Raw genomic sequence first — 20,683 nt, 5'->3', positions numbered from 1 at the left:
GATTCGCTCGCGTCCGTTGCATCGGACGCGCGCATGCGCTGCAATTACTGCAGCAGCCCGAACACCGCGACACCCGTCGTCGTGCCGACGAAGACCTTGCCGTTCGCGATCATCGGCGTGATGAACTTGTTGCCCGCGCCCCATTGATCGCGCGTGCCCGCCTGATTGCTGTTGTACAGTTCGCGCCCGAGATTGGCCGCGTCATAGGCATGCAGCGCACCCACCGCGCCGTTCTCGAGGGCCCACACGATGCCGTTCGCCGCGCCGTTCGCCGAGATCGCGGGCGTCGTGCCGGGGTAGGGAAAGGCCGTTGCGCTGCGCGAGGCGGCGGTGGTCGCGAGCATCGCGTTGCTGATGGGCAGCGCCTTCAGGCTGTCGTTGAGGCCGCCGTAGTAGACCACGCCGTTGTAGTACGCCGACGATCCCCATATGCCCCCCGCCAGCGTGCCGACGAGCGTCTGCCAGTTGCCGTTCGCATTGGGGTTGTACTTGCCCATCGCATCGCGGTCGACGACGTAGATCTTGTTGTCCTTGCCCGCGCCGACCGCGAGGTGCTTCACGGTGCCGTCGCTCATCGTCTGGTCGGGCAGCAGCAGCGGTCCGCCGGAACCGAAGTCCTCGTCGTTGCCTGCCTGCTGCACGTTGTTCATCGTCGCGAAGTAATCGACGATCTTCAGGTCCGGCGCCAGCGACATCTTCATGAACGTGTTGGCCAGATTGCCGTCGACGGGAAAGCCTTGCGCGTTGAGCGTCGGCGTGAACGAGCCGTTGCCGGCGATGAGGTACACGTAGCTGCCGTCGGAAGCCATGCCCGAGCCCGCCATCCAGATGGAGCCCTGTGCGCCGTTTGCGGTGATGTTGATGACGCCGGTCTGCACGAGCGTATCGGCGCTGTAGGCCATGACCCAGCCGGTGTACGGGCCGGACATGCAGTGCGCGGTCCAGCCCATGTAGACGTTGCCGTTGACGAGCGTGAGCGCGACCCGTTCGGTGTGCAGCGCGGGATCGAAGGTGATCACGCCGTTCACGCTGTTGCTGCCGGTGCCGGGATAGGTCGCCGCGATCTCGCGCGGGCCGCCGGACAGTTCGGCGCCGGTTGCGAGGTCGATCGCATGCAGGCGATGATGCGCGCGGCCATTGGCGTCGGAACTCATCGCGACGGCATAGAGCACGCCGTTCGTTCCGCGCGAGCGGTCGATCACCGGTGTCGACGTGATGCCGATCTCCGGCGACAGGTCCTGGCAGGCGGTCGTCGTCGGCGTTTCGCCTGCGCCCAGCAGGGAGACTTGCCAGAGCGGTGCGCCGGTGTCGGCGTCGAACGCGTACAGGCTGCCGTGCTCCGTTGCCACGTAGACCACGTTGCGCACTGCGCCGCCGATCGACAGGCCCGTCACATGCAGCGGCTGCGCATCGACGCGGCCGTCGGTGGTGAGCATGCGCAGCTTGCCGAAGGTCGAAGCGTTGACGTTCGCGAGCGTGAGCTTCGTTTCCGCGAGCATCTGGCCGCTGCGGGAGAGGTCGTTGTGATGCATGAGGACATCGGTCGGGGATGAGCGGGCGGTGGTGGTGCCGCTGCCGGTTCCGGTGTTGCCGCCTGAAGCCATGCCGCTGCCGGCGCCGGTCCCGGTGCCTGATGAGGTGCCCGATGACGTGCCGCTCCCGGAGCTGCCAGCGCTGCCGCTTCCTGACGCAGACCCTCCGCTCGAAGGCGAGCCGCCGGACGCTGTCGATGAGTCGCCTGAACCGCCTCCGCCTCCACCGCATGCCGCGATGGTCACCGCGACGATCACTTGCAGCGACCGCCTGAGCCAGCGGGCGCGGCGCATGCGCGCCGGGGAAGAATCGTGACGGGGCGAACAGGACTCGTCATTCGGCTGCTGCGCGCGCATACGAACCTCACGTGGACGGTCCCGGGTGATCGTTCTGATCGTGAATCTCGCGCGCCGGGCCAGCGCGATGACGGTCTGCCGCTTGCCGTCGAGCGCCGCCTCGTGGGAAGGTCCGCGTGAGGTTTGCAAGCGCCGCTGAACTCATGGTATCGAACGTGCAGGCGCGTCGAAAGACACTTTCAACGCCCAAAGCGCCAGCGTCACGCGGCGTCGATTGCTCGGTTCATAGGGCGAAATGCAGGCGGCGAATCCAGACGGAGGCAGGCCATGAATCCTCAACCGGTCCACGAAGGACAATGCGCATGCGGCGCGGTGCGGATCCGCGTCACCGGCCAGCCGAAGGAAGTGAACCTGTGCCATTGCATGACGTGCCGGCGCATTCACGGCGCGCCGTTCGGCGTCTACGCGATCTTCGCGCGCCACGCAGTGCAGGTGTCGGGCGACACGCGTGCGTGGTCGAGTTCCGCGACGGGCCGGCGGCATCATTGCCCGTCATGCGGGTCGCCGGTCTATCTCGCGTTCGACGGCGTGGATGAGGTGGAAGTGCCGACCGGTCTCTTCGATGAAACCGGCCTGTTTCCGCCGCGCTACGAGATCTGGTGCAAGAGCGCCGAGCCGTGGCACGACGCGCATGGACGGCCGCGCTTTGAACGCGGCGCGCCGGCATGAAGCCTCAGCACTCGACGATCGCCTTCACCACGCCCGCCTGCGGATCGAGCAGCGAAGAGAAGCGCTCGGGCACGTCGTGGAGCGCGAGGCGGTGCGTGTTGAGCGCGTCGGTGGGCACGTCGCCGCGGCGCATCGCGGCGAGCACGGTTTCGAAGTCTTCCGGCGTCGCGTTGCGGCTCGACAGCAGCGTCGCCTCGCGCTTGTGAAACTCGGGATCGGCGAACGAGAGCCGGTCCGGCACGATCGACACCAGCACGTACTTGCCGCCATGCGCGATGAATTCGAAGCCGCGTTCCATCGCGCGCGGGTTGCCGGTGGCGTCGAACACGACATCGAAGAATTCGCCGTTCGTGAGCGTCGACAACTCGTCCTTGTCGTTCGCGCCGATCTGCACGGTGGCATCCACTTTCAGCTCGCGCTGACAGAACGCGAGGCGGTCCGCGCGCGTATCGAGCGCGGTGACATGGGCGCCGCGCAGCCGCGCGAAGGTGAGCGCGGCCATGCCGATCGGTCCCGTGCCCACCACCAGCACGCGCTGGCCCGGCTGGACATCGGCGCGGCGCACGGCATGCGCGCCGATCGCGAGGAATTCGACCATCGCGGCCTGATCGAGCGTGACGCCTTCGGCCTTGTGGACGAACTGCGCGGGCAGGTTCAGATATTCGGTGAAGGCGCCGTCGCGATGCACGCCGAGCACCTGGATGTTGACGCAGCAATTGGTCTTGCCCTGACGGCAGGCGATGCACGTGCCGCAGGAGAGATAGGGCATCACGTAGACGGTGTCGCCGGCGGCGAGGCCGCTCGCCGGATCCGCTTCCTCGATCACGCCGGACAGTTCGTGGCCCATTACGCGCGGATAGGAGAGATACGGCTGATTGCCGGTGAAGATATGCAGGTCGGTGCCGCACACGCCGACGCGCTTCACGCGCAGCAGGACTTCATTGGCGCCGCGTTGCGGCTTGTCGCGCTGTTCGGCCTTGAGGGTTCCGGGCGTTTCGCAGATGACGGTCAGCATGCCGATTGTCTCGATGTGTCGTTGGAGTGGGGTGCCGACAATCTAGCGAGGGCCGCTCATTTGGTCAAGCCAATTTACCAATCGTAAAATTGGTAAGGCCAGCAGCGCGGCCGGTTTGCCCGTATATTTTGACTCTATCGATCGATACGGACGCGTCCCCCACGCGCGTCGAAGGACGACACGTGCAGCAGCTTCATGAATTCGTCGAACGGCATCCGCGGCTGTTCGTGCTGTCGGGCGCGGGCATCAGCACCGAGTCCGGCATTCCCTGTTACCGCGACCGCGAAGGCCAGCGCACCGGCCGCTCGCCCATCCTGCTCAAGGACTTTCTCGATTCCGACCATGCGCGCCGCCGCTACTGGGGGCGCAGTCTGATCGGCTGGCCGATGGTCGAGCAGGCCCGCCCCAATGCCGCGCATCACGCGGTGCGGGCGTTGGCCGCGCGTTCGCGCGTGCATCGGCTGGTGACGCAGAACGTCGATGGCCTGCATACGCGGGCCGGCAATCCGGACGTGATCGAACTGCACGGCAACATCGGGCGGGTGCGCTGCCTGGCCTGCGGCGAGCCGCACACGCGCTCCGCCGTGCAGCGCCGGCTCGAGACGCTGAACCCGGACTTCGTGGGCCACACGGCGCCCGCCGTGCCCGATGGCGATGCGCAGATCGAGGATCTCGACTTCGCCGCCTTCGAGGTGCCCGGCTGCACCCGCTGCGGCGGCTTGCTGAAGCCGGATGTGGTGTTCTTTGGCGAAAGCGTGCCGCGTCCGCTCGTCGAGGACGCGGCACGCTCGCTCGAGGGCGCCGATGCGATGCTGGTCGTCGGCTCCTCGCTGATGGTCTATTCCGGCTACCGCTTCTGCGAATGGGCGGCGAAGAGCGGCAAGCCGATCGCGGCGATCAATCTCGGCAAGACGCGCGCCGACGCGCTGCTCGCGCTGAAAGTGGAAGCGCCGTGCTCGGAGGCGCTGGAAGCGCTGATCGAACGGCTGGACGCACGGCCCGTCGCGGACTGAACGCGCGGGCCTCAAGCCCCGCGCGCGAGCGTCCTGATGCCGTCGAGCAGGCGCTGTGCATCCTCCATGCGCGAAAGCACGGCCGGCGTCACCCGCACGACTTCGCCCGCTTCGGGCCCCGGACGCGTCACCGTGAACACGCCGAAGCGCTCGCTCAGCGCGGCCACGAGCGAATCGCAGCCCGTCTTGCCGGCGTGGCCGCGCAGCCGGAACGCGGTGATGCCCGCGGTCATCCCGGGATCGGGCGGGGTCAGGATCTGGACGCCGTCGATCTCGCGCGCCGGCTCGGCCCACGCATCGCGCAGCGCGCGCACGCGCGCTTCCTTCGCGTGCGCGCCGATGCGCTGGTGCAACTCCAGCGCCGCCGGCACCGTGAACCACGCGGCGAAGTTGGGCGAGCCGGTGTGGACGCGCGCGCGGATGTCGTCCGCGGGCCAGCTGCGATTGCCGAGATACGGATCGATCGAAGCGACATGCCCGCGCCGCACATAAATGGCCCCGCAGCCGAGCGGCGCGCCGATCCACTTGTGCAGGTTCAGCGCGGCGAAGGGCGCATCGAGCGCGGGCACGTCGAAGTCCAGTTGGCCCCACGAATGCGCGGCATCGACGATGACATCCGCGCCTGCCCGTTCAGCCATCGCCGACAGTTCCGCCACCGGCATGACCAATCCCGTTGCGAAGCACACATGCGACAGCAGCACGAGGCGCGTGCGCGGATGCGCGCGCAGCGCTTCCGCATACGCGTCCAGAACCGCTTCGCGGGTGGCGGGCTCGGGGATCACGAGACGCACCGGCGTCACGCCGCGCCGTTCGCGCAGCCATTCCATCGCGTCCTTGCCGCAGGGGTAATCGAGGTCGCTGTACAGCACCGTGTCGCCGGGCGCGAGGCGGTTATAGCCGCTGATGAGCGCCAGCAGCGCCTCGGTGGCGTTGCGCGTCAGCTCGATCTCCTCGGGCGCGCAGCCCATCGCGGCCGCGACCCGCGTGCGCAGGCCGTCGAGCAGCGGCGTGTAGTGCCGCCGGATCAGCAGCGTCGTCTCGCGGTTCACGCGATCGGTCCAGTACTCGAACATCTGCCTGACCGGCTCGGCCATGGCGCCCCAGAAGCCGTTCTCCAGGTTGATCAGCTCATCCGATTGCTGGTACAGGCCGCGCACCGCGTTCCACCAGGACTCGTCGGTGGCAATGCCGGAAACGGGCGTCGGCGGAAGCGCGGCAAGCGCCGCTTCGAATTCGGACGTACGGAAGTCGAGTAAATCGGACATGGATTGTTATCAGGAGGGATCGACGGGACAGCACGGCCGCTCAGTATCGCCGATATACACCGGCCGCCACGGTTGGACAAATCTCAGACTTATTTACTTGTCTGATCTTAAGAGCGATGGCCACAGGCCGTAATCAGTACCTGGAGCGCCGCGCCCCGCATGAGGGCAAACGTTCAATCGAACCCTATGGCGCCGACAGTCCCACAACCGGACCCTGAGAGAACCCAAACCATGAACCTCAAGAACATCACGATCAAAACCAAACTGATCGCTGGATTCGGCATCCTGGCCGTGCTGGTCGTGCTGGTGGCCGGCATGTCGCTGCGGGCGTTGTCGGTGGCGACCGACGGCTTCTCGCACTACGTGAACGGCATCAACGCCCGCGCCGATGTCGCCGCACAGATTCGCACCGCCGTCGACCGCCGCGCCATCGCTGCCCGCAATCTGGTGCTGGTCACGAAGCCCGCCGACGTGGAGATCGAGAAGGAAGCCGTCACGCGCGCGCACGAAGACGTGCAGGCGCGGCTCAAGCAGTTGCGCGACATGATCGCGAGCGCCACCGACACGAGCGAGACGGCCCGCAGCCTGGTCGCCGAGATGGCGCGTGTGGAGACGCTGTACGGGCCGGTTGCGACGGATATCGTCGGCCTGGCGCTGGCGGGCAAACACGAGGACGCGATCGTCAAGATGGACGACCAGTGCCGTCCGCTGCTCGCCCAGCTCGTCAAGGCCACCGACGACTACGCGAGCTACACCATCGCGCGCCGCGAAGAGATCGTGCGCGACTACGACGCCAGCTACGTGTTCCAGCGCAATGTGCTGATCGCGCTGTGCGTGGCGGCGTCGCTGTTCGCGGTGATCGCGGGCATCGCCATCATCCGTTCGATCACGCGGCCGATCGGCGCGGCGGTCGACATTGCGCAGACGGTGGCGCGCGGCGATCTGACGAGCCGCATCGTCGCCGACGCGAAGGACGAAACCGGCGACCTGCTGCGCGCGCTCGCCGAGATGAATGCCCGTCTGACCGAGACCGTCAGCCGGGTGCGCGAAAGCAGCGGCGCCGTGGGCGGCGCGGCGAAGGAACTCGCGACCGGCAATACCGACTTGAGCCAGCGCACCGAGGAACAGGCCGCGTCGCTGCAGGAAACCGCGGCCAGCATGGAACAGCTCACGTCGACGGTTCGCCAGAATGCCGACAACGCCCAGCAAGCCAGCTCGCTCGCGTCGAACGCATCGCAGATCGCCAGGAAGGGCAGCGACGTGGTGGGCCGCGTCGTCGCGACGATGAACGGCATCAGCGACAGCTCGGACAAGATCGCGGAGATCACCGGGATCATCGAAGGGATTGCGTTCCAGACCAATATTCTCGCGCTCAACGCGGCGGTCGAAGCGGCGCGCGCGGGCGAACAGGGCCGCGGCTTTGCAGTTGTGGCGAGCGAAGTGCGCAGCCTTGCGCAGCGCTCGTCGAGCGCTGCGAAGGAGATCAAGGACCTGATTGCCGCGTCCGTCGACAAGGTGCGCAACGGCTCCGAACTCGCGGGCGAAGCCGGCACGACGATGGCCGAAGTCACGCAGGCGGTCGCGCGGGTGACGGACATCATGCAGGAGATCGCGGCGGCGTCGGCGGAACAGGGGCGCGGTATCGAACAGGTCAATCAGGCCATCACCCAGATGGATGAAGTCACGCAGCAGAACGCCGCGCTGGTGGAGGAAGCCGCCGCCGCCGCGACTTCGCTCGAAGAGCAGGGCCGCCGGCTCAACGAAGCCGTGGCGTTCTTCGTGGTGGAAGGCGGCGCGCCGTCTCGCCTGACTCAGGCGGTGCAAGCGCCGGCCGTCAAGCCCGTCCGGCATGTCGCGCCGGTGGCGATCACGCGCCCGGCAACAGTCAGCGCCGACGGCTGGAGCACCTTCTGACGTCTCTCAGGCGTTGACATCGACGATCACGCGCCCGGCCACTTCACCGCGCAGCAACCGGGCGGCGTAGTCGGGCGTATCGGCGAGTGGGATCGTGGCCGCGACGCTTTCCATGGTCGCCACCGGCACGTCTTCCTCGATGGCCCGCCACGCGGCGACTCGCCGCTCGCGCGGCACATAGACACTGTCCACGCCCAGCAGCGCCACGCCGCGCAGGATGAACGGCGCGACCGTGGCCGGCAGATCCATGCCTTGCGCGAGGCCGCACGCCGCCACCGCGCCGCCGTAGCGCAGGCTCGCGCAGACATTGGCGAGCGTATGGCTGCCGACGCAATCCACCGCCGCCGCCCAGCGTTCCTTCTGCAAGGGCTTGCCCGGCGCGGACAGCGTGGCGCGTTCGACGATATCCGCCGCGCCCAGTTCGCGCAGCCGCGCGGCTTCTTCAGGCCGTCCCGTCGAGGCAATCACGCGATAGCCGCGCCGCGCCAAAATCGCGACCGCGAAGCTGCCGACGCCGCCGTTCGCACCCGTCACCAGCACCTCGCCGTCGGCGGCGCTCACGCCGTGCCGCTCCAGCGCCTGCACGCACAGCATGGCCGTGTAACCCGCGGTGCCGACGGCCATCGCCTGGCGCGTCGTGATGCCGGTGGGCAGCGCGATCAGATGCGCGCCCGGCACGCGGGCCTTTTGCGCGAGTCCGCCCCAGTGGGTTTCACCCGCGCCCCAGCCGTTCATGACAACCGGGTCGCCGGGCTGATAGTCCGGATGCGAACTCGTCTCCACGATGCCCGCGAAGTCGATGCCCGGCACCATCGGCCAGGCGCGCACGACCGGGCCGCGGCCGGTGATCGCGAGCGCATCCTTGTAATTGAGCGTGGAGTAGTCGATCCGCACCAGCACGTCGCCGTCGCTCGATGTGGCAAGCCGGGATTCGTCGATGGATTCGACGGCGGCAAGCGTGCGGTCGTCCTGCTTCTGGAGCATGAGGGCGTTGAACATCGGCGGGGCTCCTGTGGCTGGAAAAAGGGCGGCGCGAGGCCGCCCCGTTCATGACGCAAAGGCTGGATCAGTGATGCTCGTATTCGGCGCGCGGCTGGGGCGTGGCCTTGACCTTGTTGTACTGGAACTCAGGCAGCGCCTTGATGGCGTCCTTGGTCGCGCCCGCGAGCACGAGCTTGCCGTCCTTGACGTCGAGTTGATCGACCGGAATGGCGACGTCGTGATGCGACACGCCGAGGAACTGGTTCGCCGCGATGATGACGAACGACACCGACTTGTCCGGCGCGACGATGATGTCGTGGATCACGCCGACGCGCTGTCCCTGGTCGTTGACGACGGGCTTGTTGAGGATGGACTTCTTGACGCTCCAGCCGTTGATGATGGCAGTCGAGACCTCGACCGATACGCCGAGCGGCTGGGCGCCGGCGACCTGGGCAAACGATGCCGTGGAAGTCAGGCCAAGTGCCGACGATGCAACGAGCAGTGCCACGAGTTTCGCTTTCATTCTTCTGTTCCTCAAAGGGTTGGGCCAACCGGTTCAATGGGAAATGCGCGATTCAAGCTTGCAGCGCGATGGAAGTTTGAACGTTTCTCGTGACTTCTGCAGAAACGGTGTCCGCCCGCGCCGCGCGCACTGCATTAGTGCGAGCGTGCGGTGGTCGGAAAGGGGATTCAGCGCGCGATGCGCTTGAGCGCTTCGCCCTTGTGAACGGCGCGCTTGCCGCTCTTGTCGCTTTCGACCTCGAAATGCGGATCGTCGGACGAGGCGTTGACGGTGTGGCCGTCGACATGGGTCCGCTCGGTGATGACGCGCACGACGTGTCCCGTCGTTTCGCCCTGCGGAGTGTTCCAGCTGACGTGGTCCTTGATCTTGAAGGCATGGCTCATGAGATGAGGCTCCGTTCGGATGAGAATGCCCGCTCTCGCGCAACGGCTGTGCCCGTCGCCGGGGAGGCTAGAGGCGCGCGAGCGTCGCTTCGTCGGCGCGGCCTTCGAAGTAGCGGCGCAGCGCTTCGTCGAAGACGGCGGGATCGTCGGCGGTGCGGGCGAACAGCGTCATCGACGAATGGAATTTCAGGTCGTCCGGATAGCCGAAGATGGCGTCCACGCCGCGTCCCTGCACGCCGTTCACGAGCCGCGTGAGCTCGACGAGACGCGCGCCCAGCACCGGATGCGCGAGATACGCCCGGGCTTCGTCACACGACGCGATGGCGTAGCGCTGCGCCATCGCGCTGTGGCCGAGCCCTTCGATCTGCGGAAAGACAAACCACATCCAGTGCGTGCGCTTGCGGCCAGCGGCAAGCTCGGCGCGGACGTCTTCGATGACGCCCGATTGAGCATCGACGAAGCGCTGCAGGTCATACGGATCGCTCATGATCGGCTCCTCATGCGACGGCCGCGGCAATGCGCTGTCTCATCGCCGTGTCCGGAAAGCCGCCGCTGCCCGCGCGCGCGTTGTCGATCATGTAGTCGCGCTTGCCCGTGCCGGGAATGACGCAGGTCACGGCGGGGTTGCCCAGCACAAATTTCAGCAGAAGCTGTGCCCACGAGCCGCAGCCGAGTTCGCGCGCAAAGTCCGGTAGCGGCCGGCCGCGCAGACTGGCGAGCAGCGAGCCGCCGCCGAACGGCTGGTTCACGATCACCGCGACCCCGCGTTCCGCCGCGAGCGGCAGCAGGCGCGCTTCGGCGTCGCGATCGTTGGCGGCGTAGTTGATCTGCACGAAATCCACGCGCTCCGAGCGCAGCACCGCTTCCACTTGCGGAAACGCGCTGGAGGTGTAATGCGTGACGCCCACGTAGCGCACCTTGCCGGCGGCCTTCCATTCGCGCAGCGTCGCGAGCTGGGTGCGCCAGTCGAGCAGATTGTGGATCTGCATCAGATCGATGCGATCCGTCTGCCAGTAGCGCAGCGACTGCTCCATCTGCGCGATGCCCGCCGCGCGGCCTTCGGTCCAGACCTTGGTCGCGATGAACGCGCGCTCGCGCGTGCGCGCGTCGGCCAGCAATGCGCCCGCGACTTCTTCGGAGGAGCCGTACATCGGCGAGGAATCGATCACCGAACCGCCTGCCGCGAACAGCGCGCGCAGCACGTCGGCGAGTTCGCGGCGGCGGGCGGCGTCCGTGCCCGCATCGAAGGTGCGCCAGGTGCCGCAGCCGACGATCGGCAGCGGCTCGCCCGTCGATGGAATCGGGCGCTTGAGCATGGGTGGCGTGTCGGCGGCTCGGGTGGCTCGTCCGGCCTGCGTCACGAGCGCGGCGGCGGCCGTCCAGTGAAGAAAGGCGCGGCGCGTGGTCATGACGGTTGCACGCGCGCCGGGATGTCGCAAGGGAAAGCAAGCGGGAAAGCGGCCATCTTTTTGGCTCCTGCGAAAGCGTGGACGACTGCTTTCGGAAGCGCGATCCCGCCAGAAAGTTCCGCGCCGCCTCAGTGTTTGCGCAACGCGGGCGCGCGGCGGAAGCCCCTGAACCGCTCCCGCCGATGCTCCTCGTCGAAGTGCGCGCGCGCCGGCTTCACGAGATCGCTGCGCGCGACGATGCCCACCAGCCGCAGCGAAGCCGCGTCCGCGACCACCGGCAGGCGCTCCAGTTCGTGTACGGCAAGACGCGTGGCCGCGAGACGGCACGGTTCGCCCGGCAGCGCGAAGACCGGCGTGGCATAGCCGGCGCCGCGCAGCGCATCGCCGACACTGACGCCCGCTTCCCGCACCGACGAAGCGCCGATCAGCGTGCCCAGCAACGCCCGGTCGAGCATGCCGGCGAGCGCGCCGTCGCGCAGCACCGGATACGCGCGGTGCATCTGCTGCGGGCCGAAGTGTCTGGCGAGGACGTCGGCGAGCGGCGTGCCGGCGTCGATGGTCTGGGCATCGCGCGTCATTACTTCCTCGACGTGATGCCGCTCCAGCGGGTCCACGCCGTATTCGCGATAGATGTGATAGCCGCGCCGGGCAATCTTCTCGGTCATGATCGAGCGCTTCATGACGACGGTGGCGAAACCGTGCGCGACCAGTGTCGCCGCGAGCAGCGGCAGCAGCGCGTTGGCATCGTGCGTGAGGCCGAAGGCGAACACGATGGCGGTCAGCGGCGCGCCCAGCGTGGCGCCGAGCGTCGCGGCCATGCACACCAGCGGCCAGAGCGCCGCGTCGTGCCCGGGCAGGATCGCGCCGAGCGCGGTGCCGAGGCCGGCGCCGAGCATCAGCAACGGCGCGAGCACGCCGCCCGAGGTGCCCGACGCAAGCGCGATGACCCAGATGATCGCCTTCACCGCAAGGATCGACAGCGCCACCTGGATGGCGATGTGCTGATGCAGCAGGTCGCCGATCACGTCATAGCCGACGCCGAGCGCTCGCGGCTCGAAATAGCCGCCGATGCCGACGAACACCGCGCCCAGCGCGGGCCACCACATCCAGTGGATGGGCAGCTTGTGGAACAGGTCTTCGAGCTTGTACAGCGACGCCGACAAGCCCGAGGCCAGCGCGCCCGAGAGCAGACCCGCGACGAGGCAGGAAAGCAGCGACAGCATGTGCGGCGGCGCGGTCTCCAGCGGAAACAGCGCGCCGGTGCCGAACACCGCGGCGCGCGCGAACCCCGCGACCGCGCATGCGAGCGCCACCGGCAGGAAGCTGCGCGGGCGCCATTCGAACAGCAGCAGTTCGACGGCCAGCAGCACGGCCGCGACCGGCGTGCCGAACACGGCGGTCATGCCGGCGGCCGCGCCTGCCACGAGCAGCGTCTTGCGTTCGGCGGCGGTCACGTCGATGCACTGCGCGATCAGCGACCCGAGCGCCCCGCCGGTCATGATGATCGGGCCTTCGGCGCCGAACGGCCCGCCGCTGCCGATCACGATGCCCGACGAGAGCGGCTTGAGGATCGCGACTTTCGGCGACATGCGGCTCTTGCCGAACAGGATGGCCTCGATGGCTTCGGGAATGCCGTGGCCGCGAATCTTCTCCGAGCCGAAACGCGCCATCAGCCCGACGATCAGCCCGCCGATCACCGGAATCGCGATCACCCAGGGGCCGAGCGTATTGAGCGCCGGCGAGTGCTCCGCGACCGAGAACGTGCCGAAGAAAAACAGGTTGGTGAACAGATGAATCAGCCCGAGCAGCACGACGGCCGCGAGCGTGCTGATCGCGCCGATGACAGCGGCCAGTCCGCAGATCGTCAGCAGGCGGTCGTTGACGGAAAAGTCGCGTTTATGCTGGTCCATGAGATGAGCTCCCGATGTCCTGATGAATCAAAGATCGATTTGCGGCACGCGGAACGCGCCCTGCAGCGACTTGAGCTCCGCGCGGTGCAGCGCGGCGAGGCGCGTCAGCACCTCTTCACCGCGCGCTTCGAGATGCACCTGCACCTGGCGACGGTCCGTCGCGCTCGGCGCGCGCCGCACGAGCCCGGCTGCCTCGCAGCGCGTGACCAGCGCGACCACGCCGTGATGGTGCGACTGCAGCCGTTCGGCCAGTTCGCCGACCGTCGCCCAGGCGCGGCCCGGATAGCCCTTGATGTGCAGCAGCAGCAGGTACTGCAACGGCGTGATGCCTTCGTCCTGCGCGGCGTGTTCGGAGAAGCGTTCGAAGCGCCGCATCTGATAGCGGAATTCGGACAACTGTTCGAAGTCCGGTTTGGCGAGCGTGCGGGGTCGAGTCATGGAGACGGTCTGGGAAAACGGAATTGGATCAGGCCTGCTTGCGCTCGGCTGCGAATGACTGCTGGTAGAGCCCGGCGATCAGGTCGGCTTCGGTGATCATGCCGGCGAGCCGGTCGTGCGCATCGACGACCGGAATATGGTGATGGCCGAAGTGGGCGAACATCGGCACCAGTTCGGCGATGGCGGTATTCGAGGTCACGGTGCGGACTTCGGTCGTCATCAGGGCGGCGACGCGCGGCGCGTCCGCCGTAGATCCGCGCATGGCCCGCGCGAGCGCGCTGCGCAGGCCCTGGAAGCTTGCACCGCGCCGCACGGGCGCAAGGTCCGCGCGGGTCACGATGCCGCACACGCGGCGCGCCGCATCGATCACCGGCAGCGCCTTCACGCGATGGCGTCCGAGCAGTGCAAGCGCCTCCTGTGCGCTCGTCTGCGGCGTCACCGAGACGACCGTGCGCGACATGATGTCCGCGCACCGGAACTCGGTGAAGCGGCGCGCATAGGCCTGCAGCTGGGTTTCGCGCAGCAGGGTTTCGAGATCGTCCGGATCGACGTCGAGCAGTTCGCTGCGGCGCGCCAGCACGGCTTTCAGATCCGCGCGCGTGAACGATGCGGCGTCCTGCGGCGCGGCTGCGGGTTTGGGTATGGCATGGCCGTGCGGATAGCGATGCCCCGTCAGCGCATGGAACACGATGGCCGCGCCCAGCAGCGCCGCCGACTGGATGGCCACCGGCGCGAGCACGAAGCCGTAGCCGAGCGCGTGAACCGACGGCCCGCCGAGCACGGCCGTCAGCGCGACCGCGCCCGACGGCGGATGCACGCAGCGCAGCGCGAACATCGCACAGATGGCGAGCGCGACGGCGAGCGCGGCGGCTTCGACGGGATCGTGGATCAGCAGCGCACAGCTCACGCCGACGGTCGCCGACACCAGATTGCCGCCGATGATCGACCACGGCTGCGCCAGCGGGCTCGCCGGCACCGCGAACAGCAGCACGGCGGAGGCGCCCATCGGTGCGATCAGATACGGGATGGTGGCGGCATTGCCCGGCAGCAGATGGCCGATGCCGCCCGTCAGCGCGATGCCGAGCAGCGCGCCCAGACCGCCGCGCAGGCGCTCGCTCCAGCGCAGCGCGACGGGAGCGGGGAGGAAACCATGCAGCCAGCGGAGTAAGGCGAGTCGCGACACGTGTCGGGCATTCCGGGGAAGTCAGTCAGCGGGTTACACACTGTCTGACCGGCGGAAGGTGCGAGAGCAAGCGTGCGTCGAGTTCGAAAGTATATCTCAATGTGATATAAAACGGCCGGTTTCATCGAACGGGGAATTCATCTGATGGAAGTGCTCGGAGGCGGCTTGGTCGTGTAGCTTTGGTGCTTTGCATCACGAGGCGATTTCCGACATGGCCCGCTCAGTTCTTCTTCTAATGGGCACCTGTGTGCTCGCCTTCGTATGTGCCGCTTCGGCAAGCGCCGCGCAGACGGACTCTCCCTCGACTCTCGTTAGCGACGTCGATATGTCGAATATGACCCGAGCCGGTCGAAGCTGGACATCCTGGAGGCCTACACGCTCGATGCAAACGGCGTGCGCCACGATGTTGCCTCCAGCCAGATCGATGACCTTCAGAAGTCACGTCCTGAGGGCGCGCCGATGTTCTTCGACGAGAAGCTGCGTCTCGTAATTTTCCCGGCGGTGACGGTGGGCTGGACGGTGCATCTGCATTACCGAATGATTCAGTCCGAAGCAGTGGTGCCCGGCGAGTTCGATGACTTTACGGTTCCGGGGCAGCAACCGGTGCTCAAGCAACAGCTCAAATACGACCTGCCCGCCGACAAGCCTCTGTACGCGGATGCGCGTGGCTACGTCCGCGAGCTGCCGGTCACGGCGAATCGCCGTACGCGCTATGTATTCGACTATCGGCGCGAGAACCTCGTGCGTGCCGAGCAGGGCTCGGTTGGCCGTGCGCAGTATGACGACTGCTTGATAGTCTCGACTTTCCCGGACTATGCGAGCTTTGCGGCGAGCTATCGCGAAGCCGCTGTCGATGCGACCGCGAACGATCCAGCCATCCAAGGCACTCGCGCGCCAACTGACCCGCAACGATCCGGACGAACGCGCAAAGGCGAGGACGCTGTATGACTGGGTGCGTCACAACATCCGCTGCGTCTTCGTGTACATCGGGGAGAATCCGGCCAATCCGCATCACGTGACGCAAGTGCTCGCTAACCGTTACGGCGACTGCAAGGATCACGTTGCGCTTTACGGCGCGCTGCTTGCAGCAGTAGGGATTCACAGCGAGCCCGCGCTGACCGGGCTCGGCACGGTGTACACGCTGCCGTCCGTGCCGGGTTACGGATCGGGCGCAATCGATCATGTGATCACCTGGCTGCCGGATCTTCAGCTCTATGCCGACACCACGGCCGATGACGTCTCTTTCGGCTTCCTGCCCACGGCCGACATGGACCGGCCGGTGTTACTGGTCAACTCCGCGGTGTTGTCGCGCACGCCCGCGACGTTGGCGTCGGAGCGCAAGGCGCGTCTGAATACCGACGTCAAGCCGGACGGCGCGGCGGACTACACCTACTGGGTCGAACATGCGGGCGTGATGACGGACATCGAGCGAACCAGGCTGGGGCGCGTCGACGCAACGGGAAGCGAACAGATCGCGCAGAACCGGTTGCGTGAGTCGAATCTGCGCGGCACGGGCGTGCTGACATCGAGCGATCTCGCGGCCACCAGCGGCCCGTTCTCGACCACCCAGCGCGGCACGCTCGACGACGTCGTCTGGTCGAACGGCGCCACGGCGCTTCCCGCGCTGACGAGTCTGTCGGGCGGCATCGCGACGCAAGTGCGCGACTGGCTCGTCGAGCGTGCGCGCACGCAGCCCTATATCTGTGTCGGCGGGCGTTTTCTCGAAACCGCGCAGATCGTGCTGCCGGAGAACATCCATATCACGAGCATGCCGGACAACCTCGATCTGTCGAGCGGCTTCTTCAAGTACCACGCGCATTATTCGCTCGATCCCGCGACCCACACGATCAGGATCACGTGGACGCTCGGCGCCGACTTCGGCAAGCAGGCCTGCTCGCCCGGCGACTTTCAGACGGCGCTGCCGGCGCTGCGCAAGACGGAGTGGGACACGCGGCAGCAGATCATCGTCAGGATGACAAGCTGAGCGCGCGCCTCATTCCATCTCGCGCACGACGCGAAAGCCGTTCTGCGACTGCCGCACGCTCGCGCTGTACTTGAAGCGCGTCGCGGACTGCATGTAGCTCGCGCCTTCCCGCCACGATCCGCCGCGGATCACGCGCACCGAACACGACGGTTCGTCCCAGGCGCGGCCATCGGCGGGCGCGTTCTTGTAGGAACTGTGCCAGCAATCGGCTACCCATTCCCAGACGCTGCCGTTCATGTCGTGCAGGCCGTAGGGATTCGCCGCGAACGATCCGACCGGCGTCGGCGCATCCGCACGATACGGCTCGCCGCAGTCCTTGCAGTCGGCGTTGCCTTTCTTCATCTGGTCGCCCCACCAGTAGACCGTCTGCGTGCCGCCGCGCGCGGCGTATTCCCATTCGGCTTCGGTCGGCAGGCGATACGGCTTGCCGCCCGTCTTGCTCAGCCATTTGACATACACCTGCGCATCGTCCCAGCTGACGTTGCGCATCGGCGCATTGGCGGCGGGCGCGCCGCCCGTTTCGCCATCCGGTGCGATGCGCGTGCAGGCCCCGGCGTCGGCGCAGGCGTTCCATTGCTCGACCGTCACTTCGTTCTTGCCGATGGCGTACGCGTGCCCGATCGATACCTTGTGCGGCGGCTTCTCAGCGGGATCGTCGTTGTTGCTGCCCATCGTGAAGCTGCCGGGCGTGATCGCGATCAGGGCCGGGCAGGCCGGACAGTCCTTGATCTCGCCGCCCGCAGTCTTCGCGGCGGGTTTGGCTGACGCGGTGGCAGCGGCGGCTGTCGCGGCGGGCGTAGCGGGCGTAGGGGGCGTGGGGGCAGGGGCAGGCGAACGCGGCTTCTCGGGAGCCGCGGCGACGGCAGGCGCCGGCTTGGGCGCAGGCGCGGCGGGCGTGGCGGTGGCGGCGGACGGAGCCGTGGGCTGCGCAGCAGGCGCCGATACGCTCGGCTTCGCGTTGCCGGCCGCGTGCAACCGTTCGATGCGCGCTTTCGCGAGCGCCGCGAAGCGGCCGTTTGGATAGGCCTTCAAATACGCCTCATAGTCGCTCGGGAAGGTGCTGTCCTTGATCGAGTCCCAGAACGCCAGTTCGTATTGCTCGTTGCTGTCCTTGGGAAGAATGCCGCGTGTGCGAATGGGTTCGTCGATGGCGGATTCGGCTGCATGCGTGGCGGTTGAGGCAGTCACACGCATGTTGTCCGGTTTTCCTTCAATCACAAAGCCCTCTTCCAGAGAAGACGCAATCCATGGCCGCTGCGACTCATGGGATTGCTGCGCGATCCGCACGGCCGCCGCGCTGAACGTCGCGGCGGACAATACATCGCGCTCGCCCAATGCATGCAGCAACGCCGTCGTGTAGCGGCCATTGTGCGGACCCTCGCCAGCCTCTTCGCCGGGCGCGGCCCCATAAGTGACGAGCGTGTGCGCAGGCAGGCGCCAGACTGCGGGCGCTGTCTTTTCGAACGGCTCTGAAAGACACATGTCCAGCACGACGAGATTCGCGCCGCCGGGTCTCGCGCGCGCCATGCGCTCGACGATCTCCCGCGCCGCCATGCCCTTTTCGACGAGCTGCGCGGGCGCGGCCGCACGCGCGTCGAGCGGCAGGAGCAGCGCATCGCCGCCCACTTGAACGCCGTGTCCCGCGAAGTAAACAAGCGCCGTGTCGCGCGGACCGAGCCGGCTGGCGAAATCATCAACGGCGTGCCGCAGCGCGCCGGCGTCCAGATCGATGCCGCGCGTGACCGCGAAGCCGAGCGAGGCGAGTGCCGTGCCGATATCGTCCGCATCGCGCGCGGCGCCTGGCAGCGGATGCCCTTCATAGTCCGCATTGCCGATGACCAGCGCGGCGCGATGCGGTGCGAGCGGTGCTGCGGATGCGCTCGACGCCGCCGCGTGGTCGGGCGCGAGCGCGGCGCCGATCGTTACGAACATGCTTGCGATGAGAAGAGTTCGCCACATATTCACACCCTGTGCGTCCGGCTTCGAGTTGTAGGGCGCAGCGCCGCTTGCGCGCTTCTGCGCAAAGACTGCACGGGCGAGGTCCGCGCCCGGGGCCGGTCACGTGAAGCGAAGCGCGTTTCCGTGCCAGTGCAGCAACAACAACGATAGCACTTAGTCATACGATGCTTCATCCCCCTGAAGAAGGGCTCCGCAATCAGGCATTCGGGGCCCTGCGTGCATACGTATCTTTTTTAAACGTTACGGCCTAATCTAAAAAAACCGCAGACGATGTCGAGCGCTTCAAGCATGGCCGTACCTGTGCGTACGCTCGTGCAGGAAGCGATTCCCTGGCTGATCGCCATGCCCTTTCAACCCGAGAGGCGTGCATAACATGCTGAGAAGAACCGTGCTGGGCGCGCTGGCTTCCCTTGCCGCACTCGTCGCCGATTCGTCGTTTCCCGCCGCGCGTGCCCGCACGCCCGCGCCGCCGAACGCCGAGGCCTACATCATCTGGCCGCCCGACGGCGCGGTGATCAGCGGCGGCAAGCTGTGGGTGCGGATGGGCTTGCGCAACATGGGCGTGTGTCCGAAGGGCATCGACATGCCGAACGTCGGCCATCATCACTTGCTGGTCGATACCGACCTGCCGCCGCTCGATCAGGAGATTCCATCGGACCGCAATCATCTGCACTACGGTGCGGGCGAAACCGACGCGCGTCTCGAACTTCCGCCCGGCAAGCACACGCTGCAACTTCTGATGGGCGACTACAACCACGTTCCGCACGACCCGCCCGTGTACTCGAAGAAGATCACCATCACCGTGAAGGCGTGACACTTGCCGAGGGCATACGACATGAAGAAACGATCCGCTCGCGCGCCCGCTCTCCTGCTGGCGGCCACGCTTGTCACCGCGACTGCGCTTGTCGCATCCACGGACACGCAGGCCGGCCCGACGCCCGCGCCGGCCAATGCATACGCGTACATCGGCTATCCGAACGACGGCCAGACCCTGCCGGCGGGCAAGCCGTTCAAGGTCTGGTTCGGTCTGCGCTTCATGGGCGTGGCGCCGCGCGGCGTCAAGTTTCCGAACACGGGACATCATCATTTGTTGATCGACGTGGACTTGCCGCCGATGGATCAGGAGATTCCATCGGACCGCAATCACTTGCACTACGGCGCCGGCGAAACCGAAACCCTGATCGAGCTTCCGCCGGGCAAGCATACGCTTCAGCTCCTGATGGGCGACGACAAGCACATACCGCATAACCCGCCGGTTTATTCCAGAAAGATCACGATCTACGTCAGGTGAATCGGGCGCCGCCGCGCGCGGCGCCTTTCCCGTCCTCAGCCGATGAAACGGCGCACGTTCCGGTGCGGCGGGAGAAATGTGTCTGTGGATCGTGAGGGTTGTTGCTGAAGGACCAACAGACGGAATCCGAAGTGTTGGCCTCCGGCGAGCACAAGATGATGAAGCGCAGCACCGGCCGTATCGATGCAAACCAGGCCAGACAAGGCGCAGCGCAGATAAAACGATGCAGCGAAGCAACTGGCATGACCCATGCATTTAAGCGGTACGAGCCGACACCCGCTCGAACCTGCCACCCATCCAAGGGGAACCGACATGACGAAGCTCACCATCAAGGATCTTCCCGTCAGCGAAGAACTGGATCGCCGTGCGATGAATGCCGTACGCGGCGGCAACGCTTCGCTTGCTTCAAGCTTTTTCCCGGGCCTGGATCTTTCGGCGTTCGCGATGTCGCTGACGCCGCAGCAATTCATCAACCAGACGCAGACGACGCTGAACGAAAACGGCAGCAACATTGCCTTCGCCGAAGGCCTTGCCGCACGATCGAACGTCGCGCCCAAACAGGATGCGAAGAACATCACCAACTTCAATTTCGGCGTGCCGGGCGATGTCGCCTGAGTATTTCCGGGAATGAAACAGCCGTCGCAGCAGTAACGCATCAATGCATCAATGCAGGAAAGGCGGGGCGCGGGGAGCTCTGCCGTAACACTGCCCGCAAGCGGGCTTCATGGCCGCGCGCCGTGTCGCAGAACACGCGCGCGCCATGTGACATAACCCGTATGGAGTCGCGGTGCGCCGTGTGATTTACTTGATTGACTGAATGACGTCACTTGCGGCCGGCGCCGCGCTTCTCACCTGTT

Annotated in this window: 20 protein-coding genes; 8 read left to right on the top strand and 12 right to left on the bottom strand. The window is 66.7% G+C overall.

The window, feature by feature from the left end:
* Positions 1–44: 44 nt before the first annotated feature.
* A complete protein-coding gene (locus QCE64_RS31340) occupies positions 45–1,826 on the bottom strand; it encodes a PQQ-binding-like beta-propeller repeat protein (RefSeq protein WP_310008046.1) in 1,782 nt (593 codons plus the stop codon).
* A 330-nt stretch (positions 1,827–2,156) separates the two neighbouring features.
* On the opposite strand from QCE64_RS31340, the gene QCE64_RS31335 reads away from it, so the two are divergent.
* Entirely contained in the window at positions 2,157–2,558 is a 402-nt protein-coding gene (locus QCE64_RS31335; RefSeq protein WP_310008044.1) for a GFA family protein, read from the top strand.
* Positions 2,559–2,562: 4 nt separating this feature from the next.
* Here QCE64_RS31335 and QCE64_RS31330 read toward each other — a convergent pair whose 3' ends face one another.
* Positions 2,563–3,573: a zinc-binding alcohol dehydrogenase family protein gene (locus QCE64_RS31330; protein WP_309926409.1), complete on the bottom strand. Its 1,011-nt coding sequence runs from the start codon at positions 3,571–3,573 to the stop codon at positions 2,563–2,565.
* Between the two features lie 125 nt (positions 3,574–3,698).
* On the opposite strand from QCE64_RS31330, the gene QCE64_RS31325 reads away from it, so the two are divergent.
* Positions 3,699–4,586 (top strand): NAD-dependent protein deacetylase, encoded by an 888-nt coding sequence (locus QCE64_RS31325; protein ID WP_404987803.1) that lies wholly within the window; start codon positions 3,699–3,701, stop codon positions 4,584–4,586.
* A gap of 11 nt (positions 4,587–4,597) precedes the next feature.
* On the opposite strand, the gene QCE64_RS31320 is transcribed toward QCE64_RS31325, so the two are convergent.
* Entirely contained in the window at positions 4,598–5,851 is a 1,254-nt protein-coding gene (locus tag QCE64_RS31320; RefSeq protein WP_310008042.1) for an aminotransferase class V-fold PLP-dependent enzyme, read from the bottom strand.
* 231 nt (positions 5,852–6,082) lie between these two features.
* Between QCE64_RS31320 and QCE64_RS31315 the strand changes: the two genes are divergently transcribed.
* Positions 6,083–7,765 (top strand): methyl-accepting chemotaxis protein, encoded by a 1,683-nt coding sequence (locus QCE64_RS31315; protein WP_310008040.1) that lies wholly within the window; start codon positions 6,083–6,085, stop codon positions 7,763–7,765.
* A 6-nt stretch (positions 7,766–7,771) separates the two neighbouring features.
* Here QCE64_RS31315 and QCE64_RS31310 read toward each other — a convergent pair whose 3' ends face one another.
* From QCE64_RS31310 to QCE64_RS31275, 8 genes are all read right to left on the bottom strand, one after another.
* On the bottom strand, positions 7,772–8,764 hold the full coding sequence (locus QCE64_RS31310) for an MDR family oxidoreductase (RefSeq protein ID WP_310008038.1): 993 nt from the start codon (positions 8,762–8,764) through the stop codon (positions 7,772–7,774).
* 67 nt (positions 8,765–8,831) lie between these two features.
* Complete coding sequence (locus QCE64_RS31305) at positions 8,832–9,269, bottom strand: PRC-barrel domain-containing protein (RefSeq protein WP_309820298.1); 438 nt, start codon at positions 9,267–9,269, stop codon at positions 8,832–8,834.
* Positions 9,270–9,436: 167 nt separating this feature from the next.
* Entirely contained in the window at positions 9,437–9,652 is a 216-nt protein-coding gene (locus QCE64_RS31300; RefSeq protein WP_309926402.1) for a DUF2945 domain-containing protein, read from the bottom strand.
* 67 nt (positions 9,653–9,719) lie between these two features.
* Positions 9,720–10,139 carry a DUF1810 domain-containing protein gene (locus tag QCE64_RS31295; protein ID WP_310008036.1) on the bottom strand — a complete coding sequence of 140 codons (420 nt, stop codon included), beginning with the start codon at positions 10,137–10,139 and terminating at the stop codon, positions 9,720–9,722.
* 10 nt (positions 10,140–10,149) lie between these two features.
* The gene (locus tag QCE64_RS31290) at positions 10,150–11,061 is read right to left on the bottom strand and encodes an aldo/keto reductase (RefSeq protein WP_309926399.1); all 912 of its coding nucleotides are present in this window, start codon (positions 11,059–11,061) and stop codon (positions 10,150–10,152) included.
* A gap of 128 nt (positions 11,062–11,189) precedes the next feature.
* Positions 11,190–12,971, bottom strand: a complete 1,782-nt coding sequence (locus QCE64_RS31285) for a chloride channel protein (protein WP_310008034.1) — start codon at positions 12,969–12,971, stop codon at positions 11,190–11,192.
* 27 nt (positions 12,972–12,998) lie between these two features.
* The gene (locus QCE64_RS31280) at positions 12,999–13,409 is read right to left on the bottom strand and encodes a MarR family transcriptional regulator (RefSeq protein WP_309926395.1); all 411 of its coding nucleotides are present in this window, start codon (positions 13,407–13,409) and stop codon (positions 12,999–13,001) included.
* 28 nt (positions 13,410–13,437) lie between these two features.
* A complete protein-coding gene (locus QCE64_RS31275; RefSeq protein WP_310008032.1) occupies positions 13,438–14,592 on the bottom strand; it encodes an HPP family protein in 1,155 nt (384 codons plus the stop codon).
* Positions 14,593–14,946: 354 nt separating this feature from the next.
* Between QCE64_RS31275 and QCE64_RS31270 the strand changes: the two genes are divergently transcribed.
* On the top strand, positions 14,947–15,540 hold the full coding sequence (locus QCE64_RS31270) for a DUF3857 domain-containing protein (protein WP_310008616.1): 594 nt from the start codon (positions 14,947–14,949) through the stop codon (positions 15,538–15,540).
* The gene (locus QCE64_RS31265) at positions 15,446–16,576 is read left to right on the top strand and encodes a transglutaminase-like domain-containing protein (RefSeq protein ID WP_310008030.1); all 1,131 of its coding nucleotides are present in this window, start codon (positions 15,446–15,448) and stop codon (positions 16,574–16,576) included. The genes QCE64_RS31270 and QCE64_RS31265 overlap by 95 nt, the downstream gene beginning before the upstream one ends.
* 9 nt (positions 16,577–16,585) lie before the next feature.
* On the opposite strand, the gene QCE64_RS31260 is transcribed toward QCE64_RS31265, so the two are convergent.
* Positions 16,586–18,535 (bottom strand): SUMF1/EgtB/PvdO family nonheme iron enzyme, encoded by a 1,950-nt coding sequence (locus QCE64_RS31260; RefSeq protein WP_404987636.1) that lies wholly within the window; start codon positions 18,533–18,535, stop codon positions 16,586–16,588.
* Between the two features lie 373 nt (positions 18,536–18,908).
* Between QCE64_RS31260 and QCE64_RS31255 the strand changes: the two genes are divergently transcribed.
* The 3 genes from QCE64_RS31255 (at position 18,909) to QCE64_RS31245 (ending at position 20,441) form a co-directional block, all read left to right on the top strand.
* On the top strand, positions 18,909–19,349 hold the full coding sequence (locus tag QCE64_RS31255; RefSeq protein WP_309820281.1) for a DUF4399 domain-containing protein: 441 nt from the start codon (positions 18,909–18,911) through the stop codon (positions 19,347–19,349).
* Between the two features lie 21 nt (positions 19,350–19,370).
* Positions 19,371–19,826: a DUF4399 domain-containing protein gene (locus QCE64_RS31250; protein ID WP_309934839.1), complete on the top strand. Its 456-nt coding sequence runs from the start codon at positions 19,371–19,373 to the stop codon at positions 19,824–19,826.
* A 312-nt stretch (positions 19,827–20,138) separates the two neighbouring features.
* Positions 20,139–20,441, top strand: a complete 303-nt coding sequence (locus tag QCE64_RS31245; RefSeq protein ID WP_309820278.1) for a hypothetical protein — start codon at positions 20,139–20,141, stop codon at positions 20,439–20,441.
* The last annotated feature ends 242 nt before the right edge of the window (positions 20,442–20,683 follow it).

Origin of the sequence: Caballeronia sp. LZ043, from assembly GCF_031451075.1 — a bacterium.
Taxonomy (GTDB): domain Bacteria; phylum Pseudomonadota; class Gammaproteobacteria; order Burkholderiales; family Burkholderiaceae; genus Caballeronia.
Note: the sequence above shows the minus strand (reverse complement) of the source record. Positions and strands in the feature narration are given on the sequence as shown.